24 protein-coding genes (1 of these 24 only partly in view) are annotated in these 24,583 nt (G+C 62.7%); 16 read left to right on the top strand and 8 right to left on the bottom strand.

From position 1 onward, the window contains the following. Positions 1-188: 188 nt before the first annotated feature. The 3 genes from H5T65_06915 to H5T65_06905 form a co-directional block, all read right to left on the bottom strand. Positions 189-3,176: a glycine--tRNA ligase gene (locus H5T65_06915; GenBank protein MBC7258962.1), complete on the bottom strand. Its 2,988-nt coding sequence runs from the start codon at positions 3,174-3,176 to the stop codon at positions 189-191. A gap of 116 nt (positions 3,177-3,292) precedes the next feature. Next, positions 3,293-4,090, bottom strand: a complete 798-nt coding sequence (gene recO, locus H5T65_06910; GenBank protein MBC7258961.1) for a DNA repair protein RecO — start codon at positions 4,088-4,090, stop codon at positions 3,293-3,295. A gap of 112 nt (positions 4,091-4,202) precedes the next feature. Next, positions 4,203-4,823 carry an MBL fold metallo-hydrolase gene (locus H5T65_06905; GenBank protein ID MBC7258960.1) on the bottom strand — a complete coding sequence of 207 codons (621 nt, stop codon included), beginning with the start codon at positions 4,821-4,823 and terminating at the stop codon, positions 4,203-4,205. A gap of 171 nt (positions 4,824-4,994) precedes the next feature. Between H5T65_06905 and H5T65_06900 the strand changes: the two genes are divergently transcribed. From H5T65_06900 to H5T65_06885, 4 genes are all read left to right on the top strand, one after another. Further along, positions 4,995-5,888, top strand: a complete 894-nt coding sequence (locus tag H5T65_06900; protein ID MBC7258959.1) for a sugar phosphate isomerase/epimerase — start codon at positions 4,995-4,997, stop codon at positions 5,886-5,888. A gap of 114 nt (positions 5,889-6,002) precedes the next feature. After that, a complete protein-coding gene (locus H5T65_06895; GenBank protein ID MBC7258958.1) occupies positions 6,003-7,697 on the top strand; it encodes a proline--tRNA ligase in 1,695 nt (564 codons plus the stop codon). Positions 7,698-7,830: 133 nt separating this feature from the next. Beyond that, the gene (locus H5T65_06890; protein MBC7258957.1) at positions 7,831-8,034 is read left to right on the top strand and encodes a DNA-binding protein; all 204 of its coding nucleotides are present in this window, start codon (positions 7,831-7,833) and stop codon (positions 8,032-8,034) included. Between the two features lie 586 nt (positions 8,035-8,620). Further along, positions 8,621-9,262, top strand: coding sequence for a deoxynucleoside kinase (locus H5T65_06885; GenBank protein ID MBC7258956.1), 642 nt, complete (start codon positions 8,621-8,623; stop codon positions 9,260-9,262). Positions 9,263-9,324: 62 nt separating this feature from the next. Here H5T65_06885 and H5T65_06880 read toward each other — a convergent pair whose 3' ends face one another. Together H5T65_06880 and H5T65_06875 are read right to left on the bottom strand one after the other, a co-directional pair. Continuing rightward, positions 9,325-9,861: a gamma carbonic anhydrase family protein gene (locus H5T65_06880; GenBank protein ID MBC7258955.1), complete on the bottom strand. Its 537-nt coding sequence runs from the start codon at positions 9,859-9,861 to the stop codon at positions 9,325-9,327. Further along, positions 9,858-10,562, bottom strand: coding sequence for a response regulator transcription factor (locus tag H5T65_06875; GenBank protein MBC7258954.1), 705 nt, complete (start codon positions 10,560-10,562; stop codon positions 9,858-9,860). The genes H5T65_06880 and H5T65_06875 overlap by 4 nt, the downstream gene beginning before the upstream one ends. Before the next feature lie 535 nt (positions 10,563-11,097). On the opposite strand from H5T65_06875, the gene H5T65_06870 reads away from it, so the two are divergent. The 12 genes from H5T65_06870 to H5T65_06815 all read left to right on the top strand — a co-directional run bounded on the left by H5T65_06870 (position 11,098) and on the right by H5T65_06815 (position 20,796). Further along, positions 11,098-12,858 (top strand): hypothetical protein, encoded by a 1,761-nt coding sequence (locus tag H5T65_06870; GenBank protein ID MBC7258953.1) that lies wholly within the window; start codon positions 11,098-11,100, stop codon positions 12,856-12,858. A 527-nt stretch (positions 12,859-13,385) separates the two neighbouring features. Further along, complete coding sequence (locus H5T65_06865; protein ID MBC7258952.1) at positions 13,386-13,847, top strand: universal stress protein; 462 nt, start codon at positions 13,386-13,388, stop codon at positions 13,845-13,847. A 14-nt stretch (positions 13,848-13,861) separates the two neighbouring features. Continuing rightward, entirely contained in the window at positions 13,862-14,305 is a 444-nt protein-coding gene (locus tag H5T65_06860; GenBank protein ID MBC7258951.1) for a ferritin-like domain-containing protein, read from the top strand. Between the two features lie 2 nt (positions 14,306-14,307). Next, the gene (locus H5T65_06855) at positions 14,308-14,601 is read left to right on the top strand and encodes a hypothetical protein (GenBank protein MBC7258950.1); all 294 of its coding nucleotides are present in this window, start codon (positions 14,308-14,310) and stop codon (positions 14,599-14,601) included. Positions 14,602-14,617: 16 nt separating this feature from the next. Beyond that, positions 14,618-14,896 (top strand): hypothetical protein, encoded by a 279-nt coding sequence (locus H5T65_06850; protein ID MBC7258949.1) that lies wholly within the window; start codon positions 14,618-14,620, stop codon positions 14,894-14,896. Positions 14,897-14,953: 57 nt separating this feature from the next. Continuing rightward, positions 14,954-15,937, top strand: a complete 984-nt coding sequence (locus H5T65_06845; GenBank protein MBC7258948.1) for a TRC40/GET3/ArsA family transport-energizing ATPase — start codon at positions 14,954-14,956, stop codon at positions 15,935-15,937. Further along, positions 15,934-16,911 (top strand): ArsA family ATPase, encoded by a 978-nt coding sequence (locus tag H5T65_06840; GenBank protein ID MBC7258947.1) that lies wholly within the window; start codon positions 15,934-15,936, stop codon positions 16,909-16,911. Before H5T65_06845 ends, H5T65_06840 begins: the two co-directional genes overlap by 4 nt. Positions 16,912-16,982: 71 nt before the next feature. Next, entirely contained in the window at positions 16,983-17,618 is a 636-nt protein-coding gene (locus H5T65_06835) for a tetratricopeptide repeat protein (GenBank protein MBC7258946.1), read from the top strand. Positions 17,619-17,643: 25 nt separating this feature from the next. Continuing rightward, on the top strand, positions 17,644-18,153 hold the full coding sequence (locus tag H5T65_06830) for a hypothetical protein (protein ID MBC7258945.1): 510 nt from the start codon (positions 17,644-17,646) through the stop codon (positions 18,151-18,153). 7 nt (positions 18,154-18,160) lie between these two features. After that, on the top strand, positions 18,161-19,186 hold the full coding sequence (locus H5T65_06825; GenBank protein ID MBC7258944.1) for an alpha-hydroxy-acid oxidizing protein: 1,026 nt from the start codon (positions 18,161-18,163) through the stop codon (positions 19,184-19,186). A 19-nt stretch (positions 19,187-19,205) separates the two neighbouring features. After that, complete coding sequence (buk, locus tag H5T65_06820) at positions 19,206-20,270, top strand: butyrate kinase (protein ID MBC7258943.1); 1,065 nt, start codon at positions 19,206-19,208, stop codon at positions 20,268-20,270. 115 nt (positions 20,271-20,385) lie between these two features. Continuing rightward, positions 20,386-20,796, top strand: coding sequence for a hypothetical protein (locus H5T65_06815; protein MBC7258942.1), 411 nt, complete (start codon positions 20,386-20,388; stop codon positions 20,794-20,796). Between the two features lie 106 nt (positions 20,797-20,902). Here the strand turns inward: H5T65_06815 and H5T65_06810 are convergent, their stop codons facing one another. The 3 genes from H5T65_06810 to H5T65_06800 form a co-directional block, all read right to left on the bottom strand. After that, the gene (locus H5T65_06810; GenBank protein MBC7258941.1) at positions 20,903-22,042 is read right to left on the bottom strand and encodes a restriction endonuclease; all 1,140 of its coding nucleotides are present in this window, start codon (positions 22,040-22,042) and stop codon (positions 20,903-20,905) included. A 324-nt stretch (positions 22,043-22,366) separates the two neighbouring features. Continuing rightward, complete coding sequence (locus H5T65_06805) at positions 22,367-23,752, bottom strand: hypothetical protein (protein MBC7258940.1); 1,386 nt, start codon at positions 23,750-23,752, stop codon at positions 22,367-22,369. A gap of 109 nt (positions 23,753-23,861) precedes the next feature. Continuing rightward, positions 23,862-24,583 carry the 3' portion of a hypothetical protein gene (locus H5T65_06800; GenBank protein MBC7258939.1) on the bottom strand. The gene runs 649 nt beyond the window's last position, so 722 of the gene's 1,371 nt are visible here — the last part of the coding sequence; its start codon lies off the right edge, out of view; it ends in the stop codon at positions 23,862-23,864.

The following is a 24,583-nucleotide window of genomic DNA, read 5'->3' as shown; positions in this document are numbered from 1 at the left end:
CTCGCCCTCGCCGTGGACCGGGGATGTGGAGCAAATTGCCAATTTGCTCCACGCGGGTGGGGATGAATCGCCGCACGGCCCGCGCGGGGCTAAACCCCCGCGCTGAGGGGACAAAGCCCCTTCGGGGCTAACATCAGCCCGCAGAGCTTCGCCTCTTCAGCCCGATGCTTCAGCATCGGGCGGGGTTTCTAGAACCCCTCTACCTTGCTCAGGTCCACGATGCCGTCGGCTAGCGCGCTCACGGCCTGGCACAGGCCGAGCCGCGCCGCCCTCACGTCCGGGTCCTCGGCCATGACCAGGATGTCGTCAAAGAAGCGGTTGATAGGATCCCGCAACTCCACAAGGGCTTCCATCAGGTCGTCCACGGAGCCATCGGGCCGGACGCGGGCGCGGGCCTTCTGGTAGGCGTGGTACAGCGCCTGCGCGGCGGGTTCCGCCAGCAACTCCGGGCGCAGCGGGTACCTCTCGGCGAGGCCGCGCACGATGCGCCGCGTGCGCGCATACGCGTTGAGCACATCTTGCCAGTCGGGCCTGTCCACCCACGCCGCAAGAGCCTTGACGGTGCGCGCGGCCCTCACCGGATCGTGGCCGCGCTCGGCCAGCACCGCGTCCACCACATCGTACCGGTAGCCGGCGTCCAGCAGCGCGGCGCGTTGCCGGCCCACGATGAAGTCCAGCACGCCCGCCTGTGTGGCCTCGTCCGCCGGAATCGGCATGATCTCCGCAGCCCAACGAATGGCCTGCCGCAAGTCCAGCGAGATGCCCTTGTCGGTCAGGACCTGCACGATGCCCAGGGCGGCGCGGCGCAGGCCGTAGGGGTCGGCGGAACCCTTCGGCGCCAGGCCCGCCGCGAACAGCCCCGCCAGCGAGTCCAGGCGGTCGGCCAGGCCCACGACGACGCCGGGCATCGTCTCGGGCAGGGCATCGCCCGCGTACCGAGGCAGGTAGTGCTCGTAGATGGCCACGGCCACTTCGCGCTTCTCGCCCGACAGCAGGGCGTACTCGCGCCCCATCACGCCCTGGAGCGAGGTCAACTCCACCACCATCTTGGTGGCCAGGTCGGCCTTGCACAGATGCGCGGCGCGGGCGGCCACATCGCGCTCGTTCGCGGCCAGCCCTAGCGCCTCGGCCAGGCGCTGCGTGAGCGCCTCAATGCGCCGCGCCTTCGCCAGCATGGATCCCAACTTCTCCTGGAACGTCAAGGTGTCCAGGATGGGCAGGAAGGCTTCCAGCGGCTTCTGGCGGTCCTCGGCGAAGAAGAACTCGGCGTCGGCGTATCGCGCCGTGAGCACGGCCTCGTTGCCCTCGCGCACCACGTCCAGGTGCCGCGTGTCGCCGTTGCGCACCGCGATGAAGTAGGGGAGCAGTTTGTCGCTCTCGTCCAGGACGGGGAAATAACGCTGGTGCTTCTTCATGACGGTGATGAGCACTTCCTGCGGCAGGTGCAGGTACTTGCGGTCAAAAGACCCTCGCAGCGCCGTGGGATGCTCCACCAGGTTGGTAACTTCGTCCAGCAGGGCCGCGTCTTCGGGGATGTGCCCGCCCACCTCGGCGGCCAGGGCGCGGATTTGCTCGGCGATGCGCTGTCGCCGCTCGGCCACGTCCACGACGATGTTCTGGCGCGCCACCGTGTCAAAGTACGCGGAGGCGCTCGGAATCTCAAACTGTGGCGAGTTCTCGGAGCGCAGGCCGCGGCTCACGCGCCCGCTGGGCACATCGGCATAGACAAACGGGACAACCGCATCGCCCAGCAGCGCCACGAACCAGCGGATGGGCCGCGAGAAGTACACTTGGCTGGCGTTCCACCGCATGGACAACTCAAACTTCAGGCCCGCAATGACCTGGGGCAGGCGCTCGGCCAGCACCTCGCCCGCCGCCCGTCCTGGCTTCACCGTGCGGGCGACCACGTAGCGCCCGCCGTCCATGTCGCGCACCTGCAACGCCGCCACGTCCACGCCCTGGCTTCGGGCGAACCCCTCGGCGGCGCGGGTGGGCTTCCCTTCGGCGTCAAAGGCGGCCTTGGCGGGCGGGCCTTTGATCTCCTGCTCCAGGTCGGGCTGGCGCGGCGCCAGGCCCTCCACGAAGGCCACGATGCGCCTCGGCGAGCCAGTAACGCGCAGGGAACGATAGGACAGGCGCGCGTCGGCCAGCATGCTCGCCATCGCCTGTTCCAGTTGCTGGATGGCGCTGGTGATGTCGGCGGCAGGCAGTTCCTCCACGCCGATTTCCAGGACGAAATCCTCGGGCTGGGTCGGCGCGGGCATGGGCACGTCGGGTGGCGGAACGGGCGCGGGCTTCAGCACGCCCCACGGGTGGCCCATCTCCTCGCGCTGGGCCACGTAGGCCTCGGCCACCGCGCGGGCCAAATCGCGCATGCGCGCGAAGTAGTGCGCGCGCTCGGTAACGCCGATGGCCCCGCGCGCGTCCAGCACGTTGAACGTGTGCGAGCACTTGAGCACGTAGTCGTGGGCGGGGATGACCAGGCGCGCCTCCAGGGCGTTCTGGGCCTCCGCCTCGTACAGCCGAAAGAGTTCTTGCAGGCGCGGCACCGACGCCCGTTCAAAGTTGTAGGTGCAGTGCTCTATCTCCTGGCGCAGGAGGACATCGCCGTAGGTGCGGCCCGCGCCCCAATCTATGTCCACGAAACTCTTGACGCCCTGGAGAAACATGACGATGCGCTCCAGGCCGTAGGTGATCTCCACGGCGACGGGGTCCAGCACGAACCCGCCCGCCTGCTGGAAATACGTGAACTGGGTGATCTCCAACCCGTCCAGCCAGACCTCCCACCCCAGGCCCCATGCGCCCAGGGCGGGCTGCTGCCAGTTGTCCTCCACGAAGCGCACGTCGTGGCGCCGAAGGTCTATGCCCAGCGCCTCCAGGCTCTCTAGGTACAACTCCTGTGGGTTGCCTGGGTCTGGCTTCAGAATGACCTGATACTGGTAGTATTGCGACCAGCGGTTGGGGTTCTCACCGTACCGCCCGTCGTCGGGGCGCACCGACGGCTCCACGTAGGCCACGTTCCACGGCTCCGGCCCCAGCACGCGCAGGACGGTGGCGGGGTTCATGGTGCCCGCGCCAACCTGCACGTTGTACGGCTGCCAGATGAGGCAGCCTTTGTCGGCCCAGAACCGCTCTAGCCGCATGATGACTTCTTGAAACGACAACGCTCTGCCCATTCCCAACTCCCATGTCCAGAAAATACATTCACCGCGGAGGGCGCGGAGAACGCAGAGGATTGGGTTTTTGTTCCTCTCCGCGTCCTCGGCGCGCTCGGTGGTGAACCCAATCGGCCCTATGCGTCGGACTCCGTCGCCCGCGCATCCAGCGCCTGCCAGCGGCGACGCAGGTCCCGCAAGAACGCCGCGCTCTTCAGCCGCCGCTCCATCAGGTACACGTCGTAGTTTTCCAGCAGGTTTTCCACCTCGCGGCGGACCCGATTGTTGAGCGACAGCGTCGCGCAGGCCTCGTAGGGGCGCGTCTGGAGGAACCGCAGCACCTCAAAGGCCTGGGGCGACACGGTCTGCAAGTTTGGCTCGTCGCCGGCGCATCGCGGGCAGACCAGCCCGCCCGCTGCGGGATCCATCACGTTCCCCTCCGACCGCAGCGGCTCCCGACACCGCACGCAGAAAAAAAGTTCCGGCCGGTATCCCAGCAACCCCAGCAGGCGCATCTCAAAGTAGTGGGTCGCCAGCCACAGGTCGCGGGTCGTGCTCAGTCGGCGCAGGGTCTCCACCAGCAACTCGTATATCGCCGCCTGGCCCTCTTCTTCGCCCGTGAAGCCGTCAAGGAGTTCGGCCATAAAGTAGGCGCAGGCTGTGCGCCGCAGGTCTTCGCGGATGGGCCGGTAGGTCTCCACGCTCTCGGCCTGGGCCACGATGTCCAGGTCGCGCCCCCCGTGCACCAGCAGTCGCGAGCGCACGAAGAGTTCCAGGTGCCCGGCCTTGCGGCTGGTAATGCGGCGGATGCCCTTGGCCAGCACGCGCACCTTGCCGCGCTCCGGCGTGAAAATCGTCAGGATGCGGTCGGCCTCGCCGAAATCGCCGCGCTTGAGCACAACCGCCTCGGTCCGATACTGTCGCTCCTGGGTCACGTCTGTCCCCCTGGCAGGCGTTCCTGCCCTCGCACCGAGATTATATCATGGGGCGGGGGTTCGGGCAAAGGTTCACGCCAGGCGAGGGGCGGCGATGGGGCGCTCGCGCGACTCAGTACAGGAACGGGTTCCCGACGCGCTCGCGGGCAATCGTCGTGGCGGGGCCGTGTCCGGGGTACACCACCGTGTCGGGCGGGAGCGTCAGGAGTCGGGTGCGGATGCTGGCGATGAGCCGGTCGTAGTCGCCGCCCGGCAGGTCGGTGCGGCCGATGCCCATCTGGAATAGGGCGTCGCCGCTGAACACAACGCCCTGCTGCTCCAGATAGAACGCCACGCCGCCCGGGGAATGGCCCGGCACGTGGAGCACGCGCAGTTGCAGGTTGCCGACGCGCACAATGTCGCCGTCGCGCAGGAGCAAGTCGGGGCGGGATTGGGAGCCTTTCATCCCGAACCACGCCGCGCCGCCCCCCATCGCCAGCATGGGCGCGTCGGCCTCGTGGATGGCCAGCGTCGCGCCCGTCGCGGCCACGATGGCGTCGTTGGCCAGCGTGTGGTCAAAGTGGCCGTGGGTATTCAGGACGTACACCACATCCACGCCCATGCGTTTGACGGCAGCCAGAATCTGCTTGGCGTCGCCGCCTGGGTCAATGACCGCGGCCTTGTGGGTCTCCTCGCAGGCGACAATGTAGCAGTTGGTCATCACAGGTCCGACAACGAGAGTTTCAACCCGCATGTGCGCTCCTAGCGTGGAATAGCCGTCAGCGATTAGCCATTAGCCGTTAGCCATTAGCCATTAGCCGTTGGCCGTTAGCCGTCAGCGGTCAGCCATTGGCCGACGGCTTTTGAGATTCAAGCGAACAGATTATAATGGGCACGGCTTGACTGTCAACAAGGAGGCTACGTCATGAACACACCCGCGCTTTCTACCATGTGGATGCAACGGCGGCATGCCCACGTCCGCGAGTTTCTGGAGGCGGGCAGGCGGGTTGGATTCACTCGCTTTGAACTGGGCCACGTGGTGCGGCCCGAGATGCTGGAAGGCATCACCCGCGCCGACGGTGAGTTTCCCAGCATTCACGCGCCGTGCCCCACCACGGTTGGGCTGGGCGGCGCAGCCGGAATCGTGGTCAGCGCGCTGGACGAGGACAAGCGCCGCGCGGCGGTGGCGCTGCACATCCAGACCATGGACTGGGCCGAGGCGCTGGGGGCCGGGGTGATCGTCATACACATCGGCCATGTGGAGGTGGACCGGGGGCTTGAGCGCGAATTGCGCCGGCTGTACATCGCCCAGCAGGAGGATTCGCCTCGCTACGCGGCGCTGCGCCGTCAGTTACAGGAAGCGCGCGCGGCCCAAGCAGCGCCCTACCTGGACGCCGTGCGCCGCAGTCTGGAGACGCTGTCGCGGGAGGCGGCCCGGCGCGGGCTGCGGCTCGCTGTGGAGAACCGCTACCACTACCACGAAATCCCCACGCCCGCCGAAGCGCACGCGCTTCTGGCCGAGTTCGGCGATGTGGAGTTCTGGTACGATACGGGCCACGCGCACGTGATGCACAACCTGGGGTTCATCCCCTACCGCGACTGGCTGAACGGCCTGACGGCGCGCCTGGCGGGCATTCACCTGCACGATGTCATCGGCACGCGCGACCACCTGGTTTGCGGCCTGGGCGAGGTGGACTGGGCCTGGGTGCGCGAGCACCTGAAGCCCGACACCTTCCGGACATGCGAGTTTGACTGGTACTTTGAGGCCGAGCATCTGTGGCCCGGCGTGGAGTTTCTGGCCCGGGCGGGGTGTTTGTAGTGCGGAAGTTTGACTTCCGCAGTCCACATGCGGAAGTTTGACTTCCGCAGTCCACGTGCGGAAGTTTGACTGGATCGCGGAAGTTTGACTTCCGCAATCCACGGAGGTGATCCCATGCGGCTTTCTCAAATCTTCGGCAACACGTTGCGCGATGCGCCGTCGGACGCGGAACTGCCCAGCCACCGGCTGCTCGTGCGGGCGGGGATGATCCGCGCCGTTGGCAGCGGCATCTATGCGTTCCTGCCCCTGGGCTGGCGGGTGCTCCGGAAGATTCAGGCCATCATCCGCGAGGAGATGAACCGCATCGGCGGCCAGGAGATGCTCATGCCCGTCGTCAACCCGGCGGATTTGTGGCGCGCCACGGGCCGCTACGATTCGGTCGGGCCGGAACTCGTGCGGTTCCAGGACCGGGCCGGGCGTGACATGGTGCTGGCCATGACCCACGAGGAGGTCGCCACGCTGTTGGCCGCCGGGGAGATCCGCTCCTATCGGCACCTGTCCGCGCTCATCTACCACTTCCAGACCAAGTTCCGGGACGAGCCGCGCCCTCGCGGGGGGCTTGTCCGGGTGCGCGAGTTCGTCATGAAGGATTCCTATTCGCTGGATGTGGACGAGGCCGGGTTGGAGGCGCAGTACCAGGCGCATTACGAGGCGTATGCGCGCATCTTCGCCCGCTGCGGCGTGGAGGCCATCCCCGTGCAGGCGGCGACGGGGATGATGGGCGGCGCCGTGTCCCACGAGTGGATGGCCGAGAGTCCCCACGGCGAGGACACCCTGTTCCGGTGCGACGCCTGCGGGTACGCCGCCAACGCCGAGGTCGCCGAGTTCGCCGTGCCGCCCCTGCCCGCCGAGGAGCCGCTGCCGCTGGAGGAAGTGGCCACGCCAGGCTGCAAGACCATCCAGGCGGTGGCCGACTTTTTGGGTGTCCCCACCAGCAAAACGATGAAGGCCGTGTTCTACACCGCAGGCGAACGGCTCATCTTTGCGGTCATCCGCGGCGACCTGGAGGTGAACGAGGCCAAACTGTGCCGGGTGCTGGGCGTGGGCAGCGTCGCGCCCGCCGACGAGGCGGCGCTGGCCAGGGCGGGCGTCGCGGCGGGGTATGCGTCGCCCATCGGGGTGCGTGGCCTTACGGTGGTTGCCGACCCCAGCATCACCACGGGGGCCAACTTCGTCGCGGGGGCCAACCGCTCGGGCTACCACGTGCGCAACGCCAACTATCCGCGCGACTTCCAGGCGGACTTCTTCGCCGACATCGCCGCCGCATACGACGGCGCTCCCTGCGGACGGTGCGGATCGCCCCTTCGGGCCACCCGCGCCATTGAGGTGGGCCACCTGTTCAAACTGGGCACGCGCTACAGCGAGGCGCTGGGCGCGACGTACCTGGACGCCGACGGCGCCGAGCGGCCCATCGTCATGGGGTCCTACGGCATCGGCCTGGGGCGGCTCATGGCCGTTATCGTGGAGCAGCATCACGACGACTGGGGCATTCTGTGGCCGGCATCGGTCGCGCCGTATGATGTCCACCTGGTGGGGCTGAACCTGGAGGACGAAGAGGTGCGCCGCGCCGCCGAGGAGGTGTACGCCGAACTCCGGGGCGCGGGCCTGGAGACGCTGTACGACGACCGCGCCGAGAGTCCGGGCGTCAAGTTCGCCGACGCCGACCTCATCGGCGTGCCGGTGCGGATCACCGTTAGCCGTCGCGCCATGAAGCAGGGCGGCGCGGAGGTCAAGCGGCGGGGAGATAAGGATGTGGCGGTCATCCCTCGGAGCGAGTTGGTGGCAGCGGTGAGAAGGATGATGTCATGAGCAACAGACCGAATGGAGATTGCCCCGAGCGGTCTTGACTTGCCGAGGATTCGCGCTATACTCATGTCTAGACCAGCCGATGCAGGACGCCGCCAGGAATCGGCAAGTCCTGGGTAGGCGGAGGTAGCGAGCGATGAGTACAATCACAGTCGTTCTGCCCGATGATCGGCTCATCCAACTGAGAGAACTTGCAACCCGGCTAGGAATTGCTCCGGAGGACCTGGCGCGGGCAAGCATTGAAGACCTCCTGAGCCAACCTGACGAGGCATTCCAAAAGGCCGCGGAGAAGGTGCTGAGCAAGAACGCTGATCTGTACAAGCGACTGGCGGCGCAGTGATACGCTACATCACCCTTGGCGAAGCGCTTGGAGTGCATGCTCGGATCATGGCGCAGTCGGGCGGGATCGCCACCATTCTGAGCATAGGCGCGCTGGAATCCGCCCTCGCTCAACCGCGCATGACGTTTGGCGGCGAGGAACTGTACCACGCTGGTTGAGAAAGCGGCTGCTCTGGGCTTCGCGCTCATCTACTCACGCTCGCTCTTTCATTAGAACGCACGATGTGGTAACATAGCGCCAGGAGGCCCATCGGGAGGTCGCACATTCGGTTGGCGCTGCTCTCTCGGCGGCCATCGTAGGGCAAATTGCCAATTTGCCCTACGTCTAGCGGCCCCCTGTTCTGACGGGCCGAACTGAAGATGCGAGTGTTCTATTGGAGTAGCGAGATTCAATAGGTGCGACCGCTTCCGAAAGTGCGTCGTACCTTGGCCGCCAACATTGGTACTTCGTCCCCCGCAGGGATGGGCGCCACGCGATTGGGCCGAATCGCGGGATGCTTGCGGGCCGTGTGGACACGCAAGGCTATTTCGGCTACAATCTGCCAGGCAGCCGCCGTTCACTCGTTTCGGAGGAGGTCTCTGTCGCGATGGTGAAACGCTTTGTGATTGTGGCGGGCAACATCGGATCGGGCAAGACCAGCCTGACTACCCTGGTGGCGCAGCGGCTGGGGTGGAAGGCCTACTACGAGAGCGTGGAGGATAATCCCTACCTGGCCGACTTCTACGCCGATATGAGGCAGTGGAGTTTTCACCTGCAGATATTCTTCCTTGGGCATCGCGCCGAACTCCACCGCCGCATTGCCGCGCTGCCCGAATCCGTGATCCAGGATAGGAGCATCTACGAGGACCGCCACATCTTCGCCCAGGCTCTGTTTGACATGGGCATGATGCGCAAGCGGGATTTTGACGCCTACGTTCGCCTCTACGACATGATCGCGGCCCACCTGCCGATCCCGAGCCTGCTGATCTACCTGCAGGCTTCGGTGCCCACCCTCGCCCGCCGCATTCGCCTGCGCGGGCGCGATATTGAGTCGGGCATCACCGAGGATTACCTGGCGCGGCTGAACGAGTTGTACAGGGTGTGGATGGAAGGCTTCAACCTCTGCCCTGTGCTGACAGTCCCGGCAGATGACCTGGATTTTGTCAATTCTGCCGACCACCTGGACATCATCTGCACGCGAATTCTGGACCGACTTCAGGGGAAAGAGGAGGTCATCCTGAAGCCGTAGGATGCTCGCGTCCTGTTCCGTGAGCGTGTGGGTGTTGGCCCTGGGCACGCCCGGTTCTACACCTACGGGCGAAGCAGTTTTAGCCCGTCCGGGTACCGCCGCGCCAGGTCCACGTAGATTTTCTTGAAATGGGTCCACTGGGCGCGGTATTCGGCGGTTACATCTTTTTCCAGAAGGCGCGCGGGGACCCCGACGGCGATTTTGCCGCCGGGCACTTCCTGGCTCTGCCGAACGACGGCCCCTTCGGCAACGACGCTCCACACGCCGACGATGGCCCAGTCGCTCACGACGGCGCGCATGCCGATGACCGCGTAGTCGTGAATGGTGGCGTTGTGGATCACCGCGGCGTGGCCGATGGTAACCCAGTCGCCGATGACGGTCTGCTCGTCGGGCCTGGCGTGCACCACCACGTTCTCCTCTATGCTCGTGTAGTTGCCGATGGTGATTCGGCCATAGTCGCCCCTGATGGAGGCTCCTGGCCCGATCCAGCACCCTTCGCCGATGGAGACATCGCCGATGACGGAGGCCGAAGGATGGATGTAGGTGTTCTGGCCGATGGTGGGGATGCGATTTTCAAACTGGTAGATGGCCACGTTCATTTCTCCTGCAGGGGTGAGCGGACGAACCGATAGCCGACGCCGCGCTCGTTGACGATGTAGATGGGGTTCTCGGGGTCAGGCTCAATCTTGCGCCGCAGATAGAGGATATAGAGTTTCAGGTTGCTGACGGCCCCCTCGTAGCCGGGACCCCACACGTTGTCCAGCAGTTCGCCGTAGGAGAGCGGGCGGTCGGGGTGCGTTACGAAGTACAACAGCAAATTGTATTCCGTCGGAGTCAGGGAAATCTCATGTCCCGCGACTCGCACCCTCCTCGCGATGGGGTCTATGGTGAGATAGTCCCCGCCGATGGAGTAGAGGCACGCCGTTTGTTCTCCCACTGCAGCCCGCCGCAACAGGGCCTTGACCCGCGCCCGGACTTCCTCCAGGTCCACGGGTTTGGTGATGTAGTCGTCGGCGCCCATGTCCAGGCCGCGCACCTTGTCGGTCGTCTGGCCCATGGCGGTGAGCATGATGATGGGAACCGGCGAGAATTCGCGGATGCGCTGGCAGACCTCCCAGCCGCTCATGCCGGGCATCATGATGTCCAGCAGGATCACGTCGGGTCTGAAGTCGTAAGCCAAGCGCAGGCCTTCGCGGCCGTCGGGCGCGGCCAGGAACTCAAATTCGGGCGGGCGGAAGACCTCCGCCAGCATTCTTTTCATCATCGGCTCATCGTCTATGAGGAGGACTTTGATGCTCATACGCTCTCACCCGGCGCATAGAGCCAGTTTGTGGCCGCCTGGGCGCATTATACAGCAGTTTGCGCGCGGAGGCAATATGAGTGAAGGGAGGAGACCCCGCTCACCCCTGGCCGCTCGCCCCGCGCGGAGAAGGCCGGGGCGGGGCAGGGGCACCCTGTGGCGGCTAGGGATAGCCGCCCTACGTGCCGCTCCCCAACCCGTAGGTCGGGTTTCCACGCCTGACCAGCGGCTGTAAAAGGGGCCGTGGGGAAAAGGTTGACCCCGTTGGCGGCGCAACTTTTGGGCAGGAGCGTTGTTATTCGTTTGGGAAAGTTTGCGCGTGTTTACATAACGCGTATCAGAACCTATTGACAAATGCGAAAGTTGGTGGTAGAATAGAGTTGCCTAAGCGGGGTTGCCGACGTTGGTGGGTTTTCTGTGCTCGCGGAAGGGAGGTGATGCCGGGGCTGATCCGGTCGTTCGCTTCATTTGGCGGAGTCCGTTTCACCGATTGGTCGTCCGAATTCAGTCGCGAATGAAGTAAGGAGAGTAGGAGATGAACGCTCTGGTTGTCCTCGTCATCGCCGCTGTCGGGATCGCCGTGGGATATGGTCTCTATGCCAAGTCCATTGACCGCCGCGTCATCCAGCCCGATAACCAAAAGGCCACTCCCGCGAAGATGTACATGGATGGCGTGGATTTTATCCCCGCAAACCGCAACGTCCTCTTTGGCTACCAGTTCAAGTCCATTGCCGCCCTTGGCCCCATCCTCGGGCCGATTGTAGCCGTACAGTGGGGCTGGCTCCCCGCGCTGCTGTGGATTGTGCTCGGCACTTTCTTCATCGGCTGGGTGCAGGACTACAGCAGCATCATCATGGGCGTCCGTGAGGAAGGTCAGACCTTCGGTGCGTTGAGTTATCGCCTGATCTCGCCCCGCTCCCGGATGATCCTCCTCACGTTTATCTACTTCTACCTGTGGCTCATCATGGGCGCGTTCGGGGTCCAGGTTGGCTTCGTGCTGCTGACCAACCCGGCGGTGCCTCTGGGGGTGATCATCGTGATCCTGGTGGGCCTGCTGGCCGGCCAGATGACCTACAAGTGGAAGCAGGACATTCTTCTGACGACCGTGGTCACGGTGGTGCTTGCCCTTGTGGGCGTCTGGGTGGGCATGGCGCCGGCGGTGCGGGACTTCTTCTCGGCCCTCTACGGGACTACCGGCGGCGCGGCTAGCCCGAAACTGTTCCTGGACGTTACGCTGGCGAAGTTCATCGGAAGCCTGCTGGTCGTCGTGATCTGCTACTTCGGGTCTGTGCTGCCCATCTGGCGCTGGGCGCAGCCGATCAACTACGTGGCGTTCTGGATCGTGAGCCTGGGGGTCCTGGGCGGGCTGATCGGGTTGCTCATCTGGCGGCCTGGCATGGGCGACTTCCCGGCCTATCGGATGTTCAACGTGCCCGGGCTTGGCCCGTTGTGGCCCATCCTGTTTGTAACGATTGCGTGCGGCGCTATCTCGGGCTGGCATAGCCTGGTGTCGTCGTCGGGCACGGCACGGCAGTTGGAGCGCGAAGGCGATGCCATCTTCGTGGGCGGCGGCGCCATGTTCTTTGAGATGTTCTTTGCGACCATGGCGTTCCTGACCGCGACGGTGGCCTTCGGCAGTTACGATGGCTATGTCAAGGCGGGTGGCGCGGCGGCGGTCTTTGCCAAGGGCCTGTCGGTGTTCATGAACAAGTGGGGCGTGGACAAACTGCTTGGCGAAGGGTTCGGAACCGCCTACGGGATGGTGTTCCTGACCCTGATGGCCCTGACCATCATGTACCTGGTGGTGCGTTTCATGCGCGTCGCCAGCGCCGAGGCCCTGGGCGACAAGTTCCCCGCCATCCGCAACATGCACGTGGGTACCATCATCGCCCTGCTGCTGACGCTGGCCCTCATCTGGCTGGTGCCCTTCCTGCAGATTTGGGTGGTGTTCGGCGCGGCCAACCAACTGATGGCGTCCCTGGCCCTGCTGCTCATCACGCTGTGGCTGATGTCCAAGGGCAAGAGTTATCAGTGGACCTTCTGGCCGTTCGTGTTCATGTTCGTTACCACCATCGGCGCCCTGCTGTACAAGGCCTATGAGGCGTTCTTCATCAACCTGCCCAAGACGGCGGATCCGGTGGCGAACAAGATCGCCAACGTTGGGCAGTTCACCGCCGCGCAGGTCATCATTGGCCTTGTGGCGCTCATCCTGGTTGTTGCTGCCGGCGTCCTGGCGTGGGATGGAGTGAGCGCCATCCGGCGGTATCGCGCTGAATTGGCCAAGGCCAAGGCCTAGCGGCGCAAGGTGCGATCTCAGCGATGGGAGAGCAATGGGGCTCTCCCATCGCGCCTACCTGCCGTTCTTGACGGAATGGATTGGATGACGTACAATGTTTTTGTAAATTTCCGTCAGGATGTCGTGTGGGTAGAATCTACAAATGGGTGATGGTATGGTACGCAAACCAATCCTGCTAGAGGTGATCGCACCGATTCTAGAAAGGGTTGGTTTGTGCTTTACTTGCCAGGTTGTTCTGAGCGACGCCGGGCTTGACAGGGGACAGGATGCGTATCCTGAACAGTGGCGGGGCGACTTTGAGGCGACGCTAGGCCTGGTCCGGCGGCTGTCTCAGATTGCGGGCAACGGGTTGGTCATCCGCTGGTCGGATCCGCGATCCCTTCGTGGGTTGTTTCTCTCGCTGCGGTACCGCGTGCGGCGCTACCCTACTTTCATCCTGGGCGCCCGCGAGAAGTTTGTCGGTTTGGAGCAGGCCGAGGCGGGGTTGATACCCCGGTTGGAGGCCCTGATGGGGCCGAGGGGAAACCATGTATCGCAAGATTCTGTTGCCCATTGATTCCGCAGGTGTGCCGGACGACACGGCGCGGCACATCATTTCGCTGGCGCAGGTGCACAACGCGGCCATCCTCGGGCTGCGAGTGATCCCCATTGTATCCTCGGGCGAAGCGTTTTTTGACAAGGTACAGGTGGAACTTGGGTCTCGCGGGGCGCGATTGCGCGACGCCGCGGAGGCCGAGTTTGCACGGCTTGGGGCGATGAGCAAGGATGCCGGCGTCGCCTTCGCGGGCGAGGTGATTTTCACCGAACGCGGCGAGGCAGAGGCCATTGCGACGTATGCGGCCGAGAACGGCTGCGACCTGATCGCGATGCCCGTGCACCCGCGAACCGCCCTGTCGCGGTGGCTGATGGGGAACGTGGAAGACAAGGTGCGGCGGCGCGCAACCGTACCCGTCTTGTTCATTCCGGTAGCCGTCGGCTCCGGCGCGTAGAAAGCGAGGCACGGATGTCTAAGCAAAACATTATTGCAATTCTGCAGGACGCTCTGAAGGCGGAACTGGCCGCTGTAGAGATGTACGCGGCCCATGCGAAGGCGATCCCAGAGGCGGCTGTCGCGGAGGGTGTTCAGGCGATTCTGGAAGTGGAGCAGGAGCACGCGGCCAACCTGTCGCGCCGCATACGGGAAATCGGCGGGCGGCCGCTGGAGCCAGGGGGGGCAGCCACGGTCGCGGGCCGGGTCGCCGCCGTCGGCAGCCAGGCGCTCCCCACGGCCGAGATGCTGCGCCTGGAACTGGGCGAGGAGCAGACGGCCATCAAGCACTACGCGATGGCCATCGCCGAGATCATGGACGATGAGGATACGCTGTCCATGCTGACGGAGCACCTGCAAGATGAGATCGCCCATGCCACGTGGATGAAGCGCCAGATACGGGCGCTGGGAACGGCCTAACGATGGGCGAAGAGGTATGTGAGGAGAGCAGACTTCGGCGCGCTTGGCGCACGCTGGGGCAGATCATCTACGGGATGACCGTGTATGACTGGGTGCGCGAACTGCAAAAGCAGCGCGGCGAACTGGAGCGGTTTTTCGTCCTGGTCGTGTTCGGCGACATCATCGGCTTGCCGATCTTGCCACCGTACTACTCCTTGCGTTTGATTCCGTACACCGTACCCATGCTGGACCGCTGGAAGCGTTGCATCCTGAGGGAAAGAGACCTTACGGATCTGTTTGATTCCGAAATTGGATAGGGAGGAAGGTACGAACATGAGCGAGGAAGAGAAACCCAATGTGCTGAGACGGTTCCTTGACACCACCAAGAGCGTGCTGTATGGGATGGCGGGGCACGACATGGCGCGATTCGCGCTGAAGACGCGCGGGAGCATGGAGCACCTGTTCATCCTGATCACCATGGGCGACCTGCTGGGGATCCCGATTCTCCCGCCGTACTACTCGCTGCGGCTGCTCCCGTATGTGGTGCCGCAGATCGCCACGTGGAAGCGGCGCATGCTCCGCGAGCGCGACCTGACCGACGCACTCGCGTAGTGCGCTGCGGTCGTCCTGAAAGCGCACTCTACAAAACCTAGAAAGGGGTGATGGGCCTTGTCATTAGCAGAGGTTTTTGAAAAGAATCCCGACCGTCGCTACATTATGTTTGGGGGCAAGGGTGGTCTGGGGAAGACCACATTCTCCGCTGCCACGGCGTACTGGCTGGCCAAGAAGGGCTATCGCGTTCTGGTGTTCTCCGTGGATCCGCAGGCTTCGCTTTCGGATATTTTCCAACGAGACATCTTCGGCAAGGGCCCTGTAGAAATCATGCCGAATTTGTATGCTCAAGAGATTGATGCAGACAAACGCATCAAGGAGTACCAGGACGAGATTCGCCGCAAGATTCTGGACATGTACGGCCTGCCCGAGGTGCCCCAGGAGATTGAGAACTACATCCAGGCCGCAGCGGCAGAACCCGCCATGGAGGAAAGCGCCATCTTTGACGAGGTGGTGGACATCGTCGTGGGGGGACAGTACGACTACTACATCTACGACCTGGTGCCCCTGGGCCACGCGCTCTACTACCTCAGCATGGCATCCGTGTACGACCAGTGGATTGACAAGATCACGGCGCTGCGCGAGGAGATGGCCGAGTACGAGAAAGTGGCAGCCGTGATGAGGCGGGAGAAGGAGACCGAAGAGGACAAGATTCTGAAGGAGTTGCTCTACATTAAGAATCGCATCAATACCTCTTCGGGTATCCTGACCGACAAGCAGAAGACGGCCTTCTTCTTCGTGCTGGTTCCGGAAGAGATGATTATCCTGGACACGCAGAAGGCGGCGGGGCTGTTCGCCAAGTTCAACGTGCCCTTGTCTGGCTACATCGTCAACCGCGTGATCCCTGTGGAACTGGCGCAGCAGAACATCCCCGCGTATTTGCGCAACCGCATTGAGATGCAGCGGCAGTATCTGGACAAGATCAACCGCACTTTCGGCGGCGAAGTGCTGGCGTGGGTGCCCGAGTTTGAGCGGGACATCACCGGCTTGCCGATGATAGAGAAAGTCGCCAATGCGATGTTTGGAGGTAATGGCGCATGATCACCAAGACAACGCAGCAATTCCTCGCCGAACACCCGAAAATGAAGTACGTCTTCTTCGGGGGCAAGGGCGGCGTCGGTAAGACTGTCATGGCCGGCACAGCCGCCTTGTGGCTCGCGCAGCAGGGCAAGCGCACGCTCCTGGCCTCCACCAACCCCGTCCACAGCCTGAGCAGCCTTCTGGGGCAGGATGTTTTCGGCAAGCCCACGCCCGTAATGGGGGTGAACAACCTCTGGGCGCATGAGATTGATACGCGCGAGACGATAGAAAAGTCCAAGAAGGAAATCCGCGAGAAGATAGAGTGGTTCCTGAAGTTCGCGGATATCAAGACCAAGGCGGACGAGTTCGTGGAATCGGCGACGATGAACCCGGCCTTTGAAGAGTCGGCCATGTTTGAGAACATGATTGACATCATGTTTGAGGACAAGTACGAGGCCTACGTCTTTGACACCGCGCCGACGGCCAACGCGCGCCGCCTGCTGGGCATGTCCTCGGTCTACTCGCTGTGGGTCAACAAGATGGTGCAGAGCCGCGAGGAGGCCAGGAGCCTGCGGGAACTGCTGTCGTACAGCAAGAAGAAGCAGGAGAAGGACCCCCTCATGGAGTACCTGCTGCGCTTCAAGGACCGTATGGCGCACGCGAAGGAACTCCTCACCGATGCGGAAAAGACGGCGTTCTTCTTCGTAACGCTGCCCGAGGCGCTTCCTATCGCGGTCATCACGCGGTTCATCAATTGGTTCAACGAGTTCGGCATCCCGGTCGGTGGCGTTGTGGTGAACATGGTCATTGACAAGAGCACGGTGAACGCCACGACGCCTGACTTCGTCCGTAACCGTATTGCCATGCAGGACGAGTATATGGAGGTCATTCACCGAACCTTCGGGGACTCGGTGCGGGCCATCGTGCCGCTTTACGAGACAGAGGTCCGCGGCGTAACGATGTTGGAGCGCACCGCTCGCGACCTGTTCAAGTAGAGCATCGTGTCGTCCAGGCAAGGCCCTTGTCGTTCTGGACAAGGGCCTTGTTTTGCCAGGAGGTTATCGGTATGGGGCCGTGGATGGTCTTGCTCATGGGGTTGTTGTACATTCTGGCGTTCGGCGCCCTGGGGCTGGTGCGCCGCGAGCCGTTGAGCCTGCGGTTTGCCGTGGAGAGCCTCGCCTTCACCGCCCTCATCTATGCTATCTACGGCGTGAGCGGCTTCCTGATGAGTCCGATTTTGTTCCTCATCCTGCTCTACGTGCTGACGATGCGGGCGCAGATTCTGGTGGACCTGGGCAACCTGGCGGCCCGCAGGAGGCGATGGGACACGGCACGAGGGCTGTACCGACTGGGCGAGCGGCTTAGCGTGGCCGACCCCAGCCGCTGGGCGGCCCGCATCAATACGGGCGCGTGCTTTCTCAAGGAGGGGCGGCTTGAGGAGGCCATCCGTGCCCTTGCGGCTCTGGTGGAGAACGCGGAGAAGGGGCGGCTGGCTCCGAAGCACGAGGCGGCGTGCCGCTACAATCTGGGCCTGGCGCTGATGCGGAGCGGCAAATGCGCCGAGGCGGTGCATCAGTTGAATGAGGTCATTGAACTACTGCCCGGGTCGGTGTATGCGGTGGGGGCAAACGCCGAACTGAAGCGCTACCGCAAGACACTGGCCGGGCAGGAGAAGTCGCAAGAGTCGAGTTGCGAATCGTAGGATACACAGAAGGAGGCCAACGTACATGGACAGCATGGACATCGTAACTGCGTTGATGGAGGTGGCGGCGCGCACCGCGCCAAAGGCGGCGGGCAAGGATTACATCGTCGTCCGCACGCTGAAGGGCGATGTGCTGCGGGACCTGGCCGAGAAGATGGTGGAGTTCGGCATTCGGACCGGCAAGGTGAACTTTGACCGCGACGGCAAGAGCGTGGCCCACTCGGCGGCCGTGGTCCTCATCGGGATCAAGAACGCCGCGACGGTGGGCCTGAACTGCGGCGCTTGCGGCTTTGAGAAGTGCTTGAAGATCAACACGTTTGAGGGCGAGTTCAAGGGGCCTCAATGCGCCTACCGCCTGCTGGACATGGGCATCGCCCTGGGGTCGGCGGTGAAGACGGCGCAGATTCTGAACGTGGACAACCGCATCATGTACCGCATCGGCGTGGTGGCCCGCGAAATGGGCCTCATAGATGCCGACTTTGTCATGGGCATCCCGCTGTCGGCAACGGGCAAGAATATCTACTTTGACAGGTAGGGGTGCCGTGAACTGGGGCGACGTAAAGAAAACCGCGAAGGAGCGTTTTGCAGGCGCGTGTCGCGTCTGCCCGGTGTGCGACGGGAAGGCCTGCGGGGGGGAGATGCCGGGCATGGGCGGACTCGGGTCGGGCGCGTCGTTCATGAACAACGTGGCGGCCCTGGCGCGACTCCGCCTCAACCTGCGCACGCTGCACGACAAGGACACGCCGGACACGCGCCTGACGCTATTCGGCCACGCGCTGGAGATGCCCATCCTCGTCGCGCCTGTGGCGGGGACCGCGCTGAACATGAACGACGCGGTGCCGGAAGAGGACCTGGCCGACGCCATGATAGGGGGCGCGGTGGCCGCCGGCTCGCTGGGCATGGCGGGGGATGGGCCAAATCCAGCGCTGGCGGATATCGGCATCGCGACGATTGGGCGGTACGAGGGGCGTGGGTGCTTCATCTCCAAGCCGCGCCGCTCGGAGGACATCGTTCGCCTGCTCCGCCGCGCAGAAGAGGCTGGCGCGTGGGCTGTGGGCGTTGACATAGACGCGGCGGGGATTATCGGCATGGTGCGCGCGGGGCAGTACGTGGGGCCCAAGCCCGTCGCCGCCTGGAAGGCGATTGCATCGCGGCTTGCGCGGCCGTTTATCCTGAAGGGCATCATGACACCCGACGAGGCGGAGATGGCCCTGGACACAGGGGCGGCGGCCATTGTGGTGTCCAATCACGGCGGGCGAATCCTGGATCACACGCCGGGCACCGCCGACGTTCTGCCGTCCATCGCGGCGCGGGTCAAGGGTAAGATTCCGATTCTGGCCGACGGCGGGGTGCGGTCGGGGTACGATGTGCTCAAGATGCTGGCGTTGGGCGCCGACGCCGTGATGGTCGGGCGCCCGATGAGCATCGCGGCGGTCGGCGGCGGCAGAGAGGCGGTCGCGGCGCTGCTGGTCCAGTACGCCGACCAGTTGCGCTCGGCCATGATTCTCACGGGCTGCGCCAGCCTTGCCGAGGTGGACGCCCGAATCCTGTGGGGCCATGACGCCTAACTCAATGACGAGGTGAAGCATGTATCGGGTGCTGAGCATCAATCCAGGCTCCACGTCCACGAAAGTCGCCTTGTACGAGGACGAATCGCCGGTGTTCGTGGAGGTCATCCGCCACTCGGCGGAGGAGATCGCCCGCTTCCAGCGCATCGTGGATCAGTACGAGTTCCGCCGCGATGTCATCCTGCGCGTGCTGGAAGAGAAGGGCGTTGACCTGAAGTCGCTGCACGCGGTGGTGGGCCGGGGTGGCGCGCTCCCGCCCGTGGCCAGCGGCGTGTACCTCATCAACGACCGCATGTTGGAAGACCTGCGCCAGCCCAAGCGCGAGCACGTGAGCAACCTGGGCGCGTTCATCGCCCGCGAAATCGCCAGCCGCGCCGGAGTTCCCGCCTTTATCGTGGACCCGGTGTCGGTGGACGAGTTTGAGCCGATCGCCCGCATCAGCGGGCTGCCGGAGATTGAGCGCAAGAGCCTGTCCCACGCGCTGAATCTCAAGGCGGCGGCGCGCAAGGCGGCCAAGATGCTGGGCAAACCCTACGAGGAACTGAACCTGGTGGTGGTCCACATGGGCGGGGGGATTTCGGTCAGCCCCCACCGCAAGGGCCGCATGATTGACGTGAACCAGGCGCTGGATGGGACAGGCCCCTTCTCGCCCGAACGCGCCGGCGGCTTGCCCATCGGCGACCTGCTGCGGCTCGCGTATTCGGGCCAGTACACGTTTGACGAGTTGTGGCGGCGGTGCGTCGGCGGGGGCGGGCTGGTGGCGCACCTGGGCACCAACGACGCGCGCGAGGTGGAGCGGCGCATCGCCGAAGGGGACGAGCACGCGCGCCTGGTGTACGAGGCGATGGCGTATCAGATTGCGAAAGAGATCGGCGCCATGGCCACGGTCCTGAAGGGCGAGGTGGACGCCATTGTCCTGACCGGCGGGCTGGCGCACTCGGAGATGCTCACGGGCTGGATACGCGAGCGCGTGGAGTGGATCGCGCCGGTGCTCATCTTCCCGGGCGAGGATGAGATGGAAGCCATGACGATGGGCGCGCTCCGCGTGCTGCGCGGCGAGGAGCAGCCCAAGGAGTACGTGTGATTCGTCTGTACAGAACACCTCACCGCCGAGACCGCGGGGCATGCAGAGAAACCGAACATGCTCTCTGCGGTCTCGGTGCCCTCGGCGGTGAACCGATGCATATCAGGGGGCGTCTGTGAGTCTGGTTTTCTTTATCGCGGGGATCATCCAGGGGTCGCTCGCCGACGGGATGCACGAGCAGGACTACCGCGCCGAGATTGCGGCGGTGATTCGGCGGCGTTTTCCCGATGCGCGCATCGTTGACCCCATGGCGCTGCACCCCAACAGCCTGGGCTACTCGGACGAGGAGGCGCGCGCCACGTTTTTCGCCATGATTGAGGAGGCCAGGCGGGCCGATGTGGTGATTGCGTTCGTGCCGTCGTGCAGCATGGGCACGGCGGTGGAGATGTGGGAGGCCCGCCGCGCCGGAAAGCCGGTCATCGCCATCTCGCCGCTGGTCAACAACTGGGCGGTGCGGTTCCTGTCCACGCGCATTGTGGGCACGCTGGAGGACTTGGACGCGGCGCTGGCGGAGGTGGTGGGGTAAGTGCGCGGCCGCTGGAGTGCTGTGTCCAAACTCGTTGCCCCGTGCCGCGCGCCGGGCGCAGTCCCCGCCGTATGGGCGGAATTTCAGAATGCGCCCTGCCAGGACATTATTCTTGCGATTGGCCTTTCCAGCGATACGCGCGGCGGTATCCAAGTGCCTCCGCTTGTGCTACAGTCTCAACATAGCACTCAAGTCTCTCTTGCTCGATCACGGTCCTATCATACTGCTGATCAAATGGGAGGTGATAGATTTTCGTCCCATCTCTTCGTGAAACATTACACTTGATAGCTGGGTACCGCTGAAGAGGTAGGTTTTCGACAACTTTGATTGCTCTATCCGACAGTCTGGTAGATGTTACAAAGCAACCGGATACCTGGGTTCCAGGGTGGTCTATCCTGTATGCAATGACAGTCCCGTACAACTGAAAGATGTGTTTCTCATGGATCTGTTTTTCTTTGGACCAGTACTTGCATTGTATAATCTCAACCTGGTTGTCTTTGCGGGCAACCAAATCACGACCCAAATCGGCCAGCCCTTCTACGATTCCCTGGTAATAGACGTGATAGCCCTTTGATTCATAGAGGTAGCCTACGTACCGTTCATAATCCCTTCCAATTTCCCACCTCGTCTTTTTCTTTTGCCAGTAACGGTCCAGGGCTAACTGATATTTCTCGACCCTCGGGAGTGACTCATATTCGGCCGCCGTTAACCATTTCTTTGCTGGGTCATCAGGTTCCCCAGAATCGTCCAGGCTGTCCTCCCTTTTCTGCGAGATCTGTCTTATGAGATCATCAATCTCTTCGCCTTTGAAATCTATCAACCAAGGGAACAAACTCTCGTAGTACTCTAGCTGGTACTTCAGAATCCGATAGAGTTTTTCAGCGTCTCTACGTTTGGCAGCTATTTCTCTGACCTGTTCAGCTGCCTTCATTGCTGGATGGGACTTGTACTCAAGATAACGCGCCCGTTCCAGATCCTGGAGGTAGAAATAGTCGGCATACGCTTGTGCCAGCCAAGGGAACCCTTCGGATTTTTGCTTTGCAAGGGTATTGATAGCTTCCATATCACGCTGCACCTTTTTCTCCCACTCCGCCTGCCTGTTTCTTAGATCAGACTCTGCGGCGTCTAGCTTGTCTAGCCTTGGCTTAAGCTCGTCATACTGTTTTGCTTTGCGCGAGTTGCTGAAGGCCCAATTGAGGAACCAGAGGGTGAATATTATTCCGAATACAATCAAATAGGGTTTCATAGCTCTCTCACCTCATGACGGCTTTGGCCGTTTCACTCGCGGAAGGTCGCTCGCTTCGGATCCGAGAGAGAATCACGCGCTTCTCGGGCTTCGATTCACCGAGAATTGGGTGCTTCCAAAGCAGTCGCCGTAGGACGACCAGGAATACTCTGCTGCCAGACATGTAGGCCGGTCCACCGCGGCTGGTGTCACTCGGGACGAGAGATGTGGGCCCTCATGCCTTGGCACAAAGAATACAGGCAGCGTAAGGTGTTCTTCCGTGGTCACGCTCGCTACAGCGGTCTCCGTTCACTTGCTAAGATGTGTACGCCCTCTCCTGTGGTATCACCGGAAATCCCGATACACGCAAGGGAGAAACAGCGCCTGCGTGTCGGTCATTTTGATCACGTAGAAATCCGACGGGCCGGGAATCTTGTCCAGCGGCCAGGACACCGCATCAATGAAGCCGACCGCCACGATTCCGCCATCGGAGGTGCGAATCATGGACACAGGATCGTCATTGTCCGGGCCGCCCCAGATGCGAGACCAGAGGTTCTCTCCGGCGCTGTTCAGCCTTATTATCCAAAAGTTGTCAAAGTTCATCTCCGGCGTTTGGTAAACCTGGGAGTAAGCCGACACCACGTAGCCGCCGTCAGGCATCTGCACGATGTCATAGGCGCTGTCATAGCGTCTGCGACTGTTGAAGATTCTCATCCACGCCACGTCGGCGTTGGCATCCAGTTTGACGATCCAGACGTCTTCGCTGGGGAATGTCTCCTGCATGCTGGTCCCGCCCACGATGACTGCGCCACCGTCGCGGGTGGGTATGATGGAGCCGAACTTGTTCTTGGGGCCTTCGTTGAAGGTCTGCGTCTTGAGGATGTTCCCGTTCGCGTCAAGCACCAGGTAGGAAGCAAAGACATGCGGAGTAAGGATGCTGCGGCAGTCGGCTGTGCACGTATCGGCGGTGAGGATGTAGCGATTTGACCCCCAGGGGGTGAGCGCAGTGCCGCCATCTTCCGCGCCTAAATCGTACGTCTTGCTCCAGATGATCTCGCCGCTGGGATTCAACTTGACCAGCCAGACGTCCCCTTTGCCATCCTGAACGCCGAACGACTCGGTACGGCCGGTCATCAGGAAATTCCCATCGGGGGTAGGGATCGTTTCCATAACGAATTCGTCCTGATTGCCGCCGAAGGTCTTTTCCCACACCACGCTGCCGTCGGGGGCGATCTCCAACAGCCAGGCCTGGTAGGCGTAGGGAAACACATATCGGGTGCCGGTAATCCAATAGTGGTTGCCGTTGAGAGTAACGGAGTTGAACGAGTCGGCCTGACCGCTGCCCATCTGACGCGCCCAGAGCAGTTCGCCGCGCGCGTTGAGTTTGATGATCCAGCCGTCCACATTGCACCACAGCAGGCAGGAAGTCGGGCCGGTGACGCCGACGACGACCAGGTCGCCGTCGGACGTTTCTACGATGTCGGCTGCGAGATCGGCCTTCCCGTTGTTGTCAAATCGCTTTTCCCAGACAACCGATAGGGCCGTGGGACTCGTTGCCCGTGGCGGGGAGAGCGGGGTGTTGGATGAGGGGAGAGTCCACGGCGCGGGCACTGCGGGGGTCAGCGTGGCGGTGGGGGGCGGGCCAGGGCGTGCGCCTCCCGCCGCGGTGATGGTGGCGCAGGCGCTCGCCAGGAGGAGCAGGAGAACGATCGCGCGTCTCATGTGTTTCATGTCGGGCGCCCTCCGGAAATGACGACACGGACGGCTGCGAGTTGCGCGCCGAGCCGCACTGCCGAAGGCGGCGTTGGCTGCAGCAAGATTTTAGCCGCGTGAAGTTGTGCTAGAAGAGGAGCTCCTCAATGGTGATCTCTCTCTGAGGCTCATAGTGCTGTCCAAAGCGTTCGGCAAGTATTACCCCCATGTCATAGCCCAGCAATTCGCTGATCACCGACAGCCTTTGGCTTGCGTAGCGAAGCGCCGCTTTCGTGATCTCTGCCCGCATTGTTTCTTGGATGGCATCAAGCCCCTCTATGTAGACAGGGCCGCTCCGATCTGGTCGTTGACTCTCACGAGCAAGTTCTTCAAATACTCTTTTCGCGTCACCAGATACTCTTTCGGTCGTGACCACAATAGACTTGTCTGCCTTGTAGCGAACTTGCCTATAGTTCAAAGGATAAGCATCACCGGCACCAAACTCTCTATCTTTTAGCTCAAATATCCAGACCTCTCCCAAAACTTCCATAAGTAAGTCAACTTCTTCGCCGGCGTCAGAGACGTTCCACAGAATGGAGTCGATAGGCACTCCAAGATCCGATAGAAGATGCGTTACCCAAATGGTCATCCAGCGGCTGCGCCTGCACATTCTCCGACCGAGGTCAGAAAGGCTGTATCCTTCCGCTATTCTCTCTTGAGCAAATCTAGTTGAACAATATGGGCATAATAGTTCTTGCATTTCGGGACCCTGCAGTTGCTGTTCGTCCCTCAGTCGCGTCAGCGGTGTTCCTCTCTGCTTGCACTCCAGAAGATACTCAACGCTCAGGAGGCCTGAGCGGTGTAGCTCTG

The organism is Chloroflexota bacterium, assembly GCA_014360805.1.
GTDB lineage: Bacteria > Chloroflexota > Anaerolineae > DTLA01 > DTLA01 > DTLA01.
The sequence above is the reverse complement of the archived record's forward strand: the minus strand, read 5'-3'. Positions and strand labels throughout refer to the sequence as shown.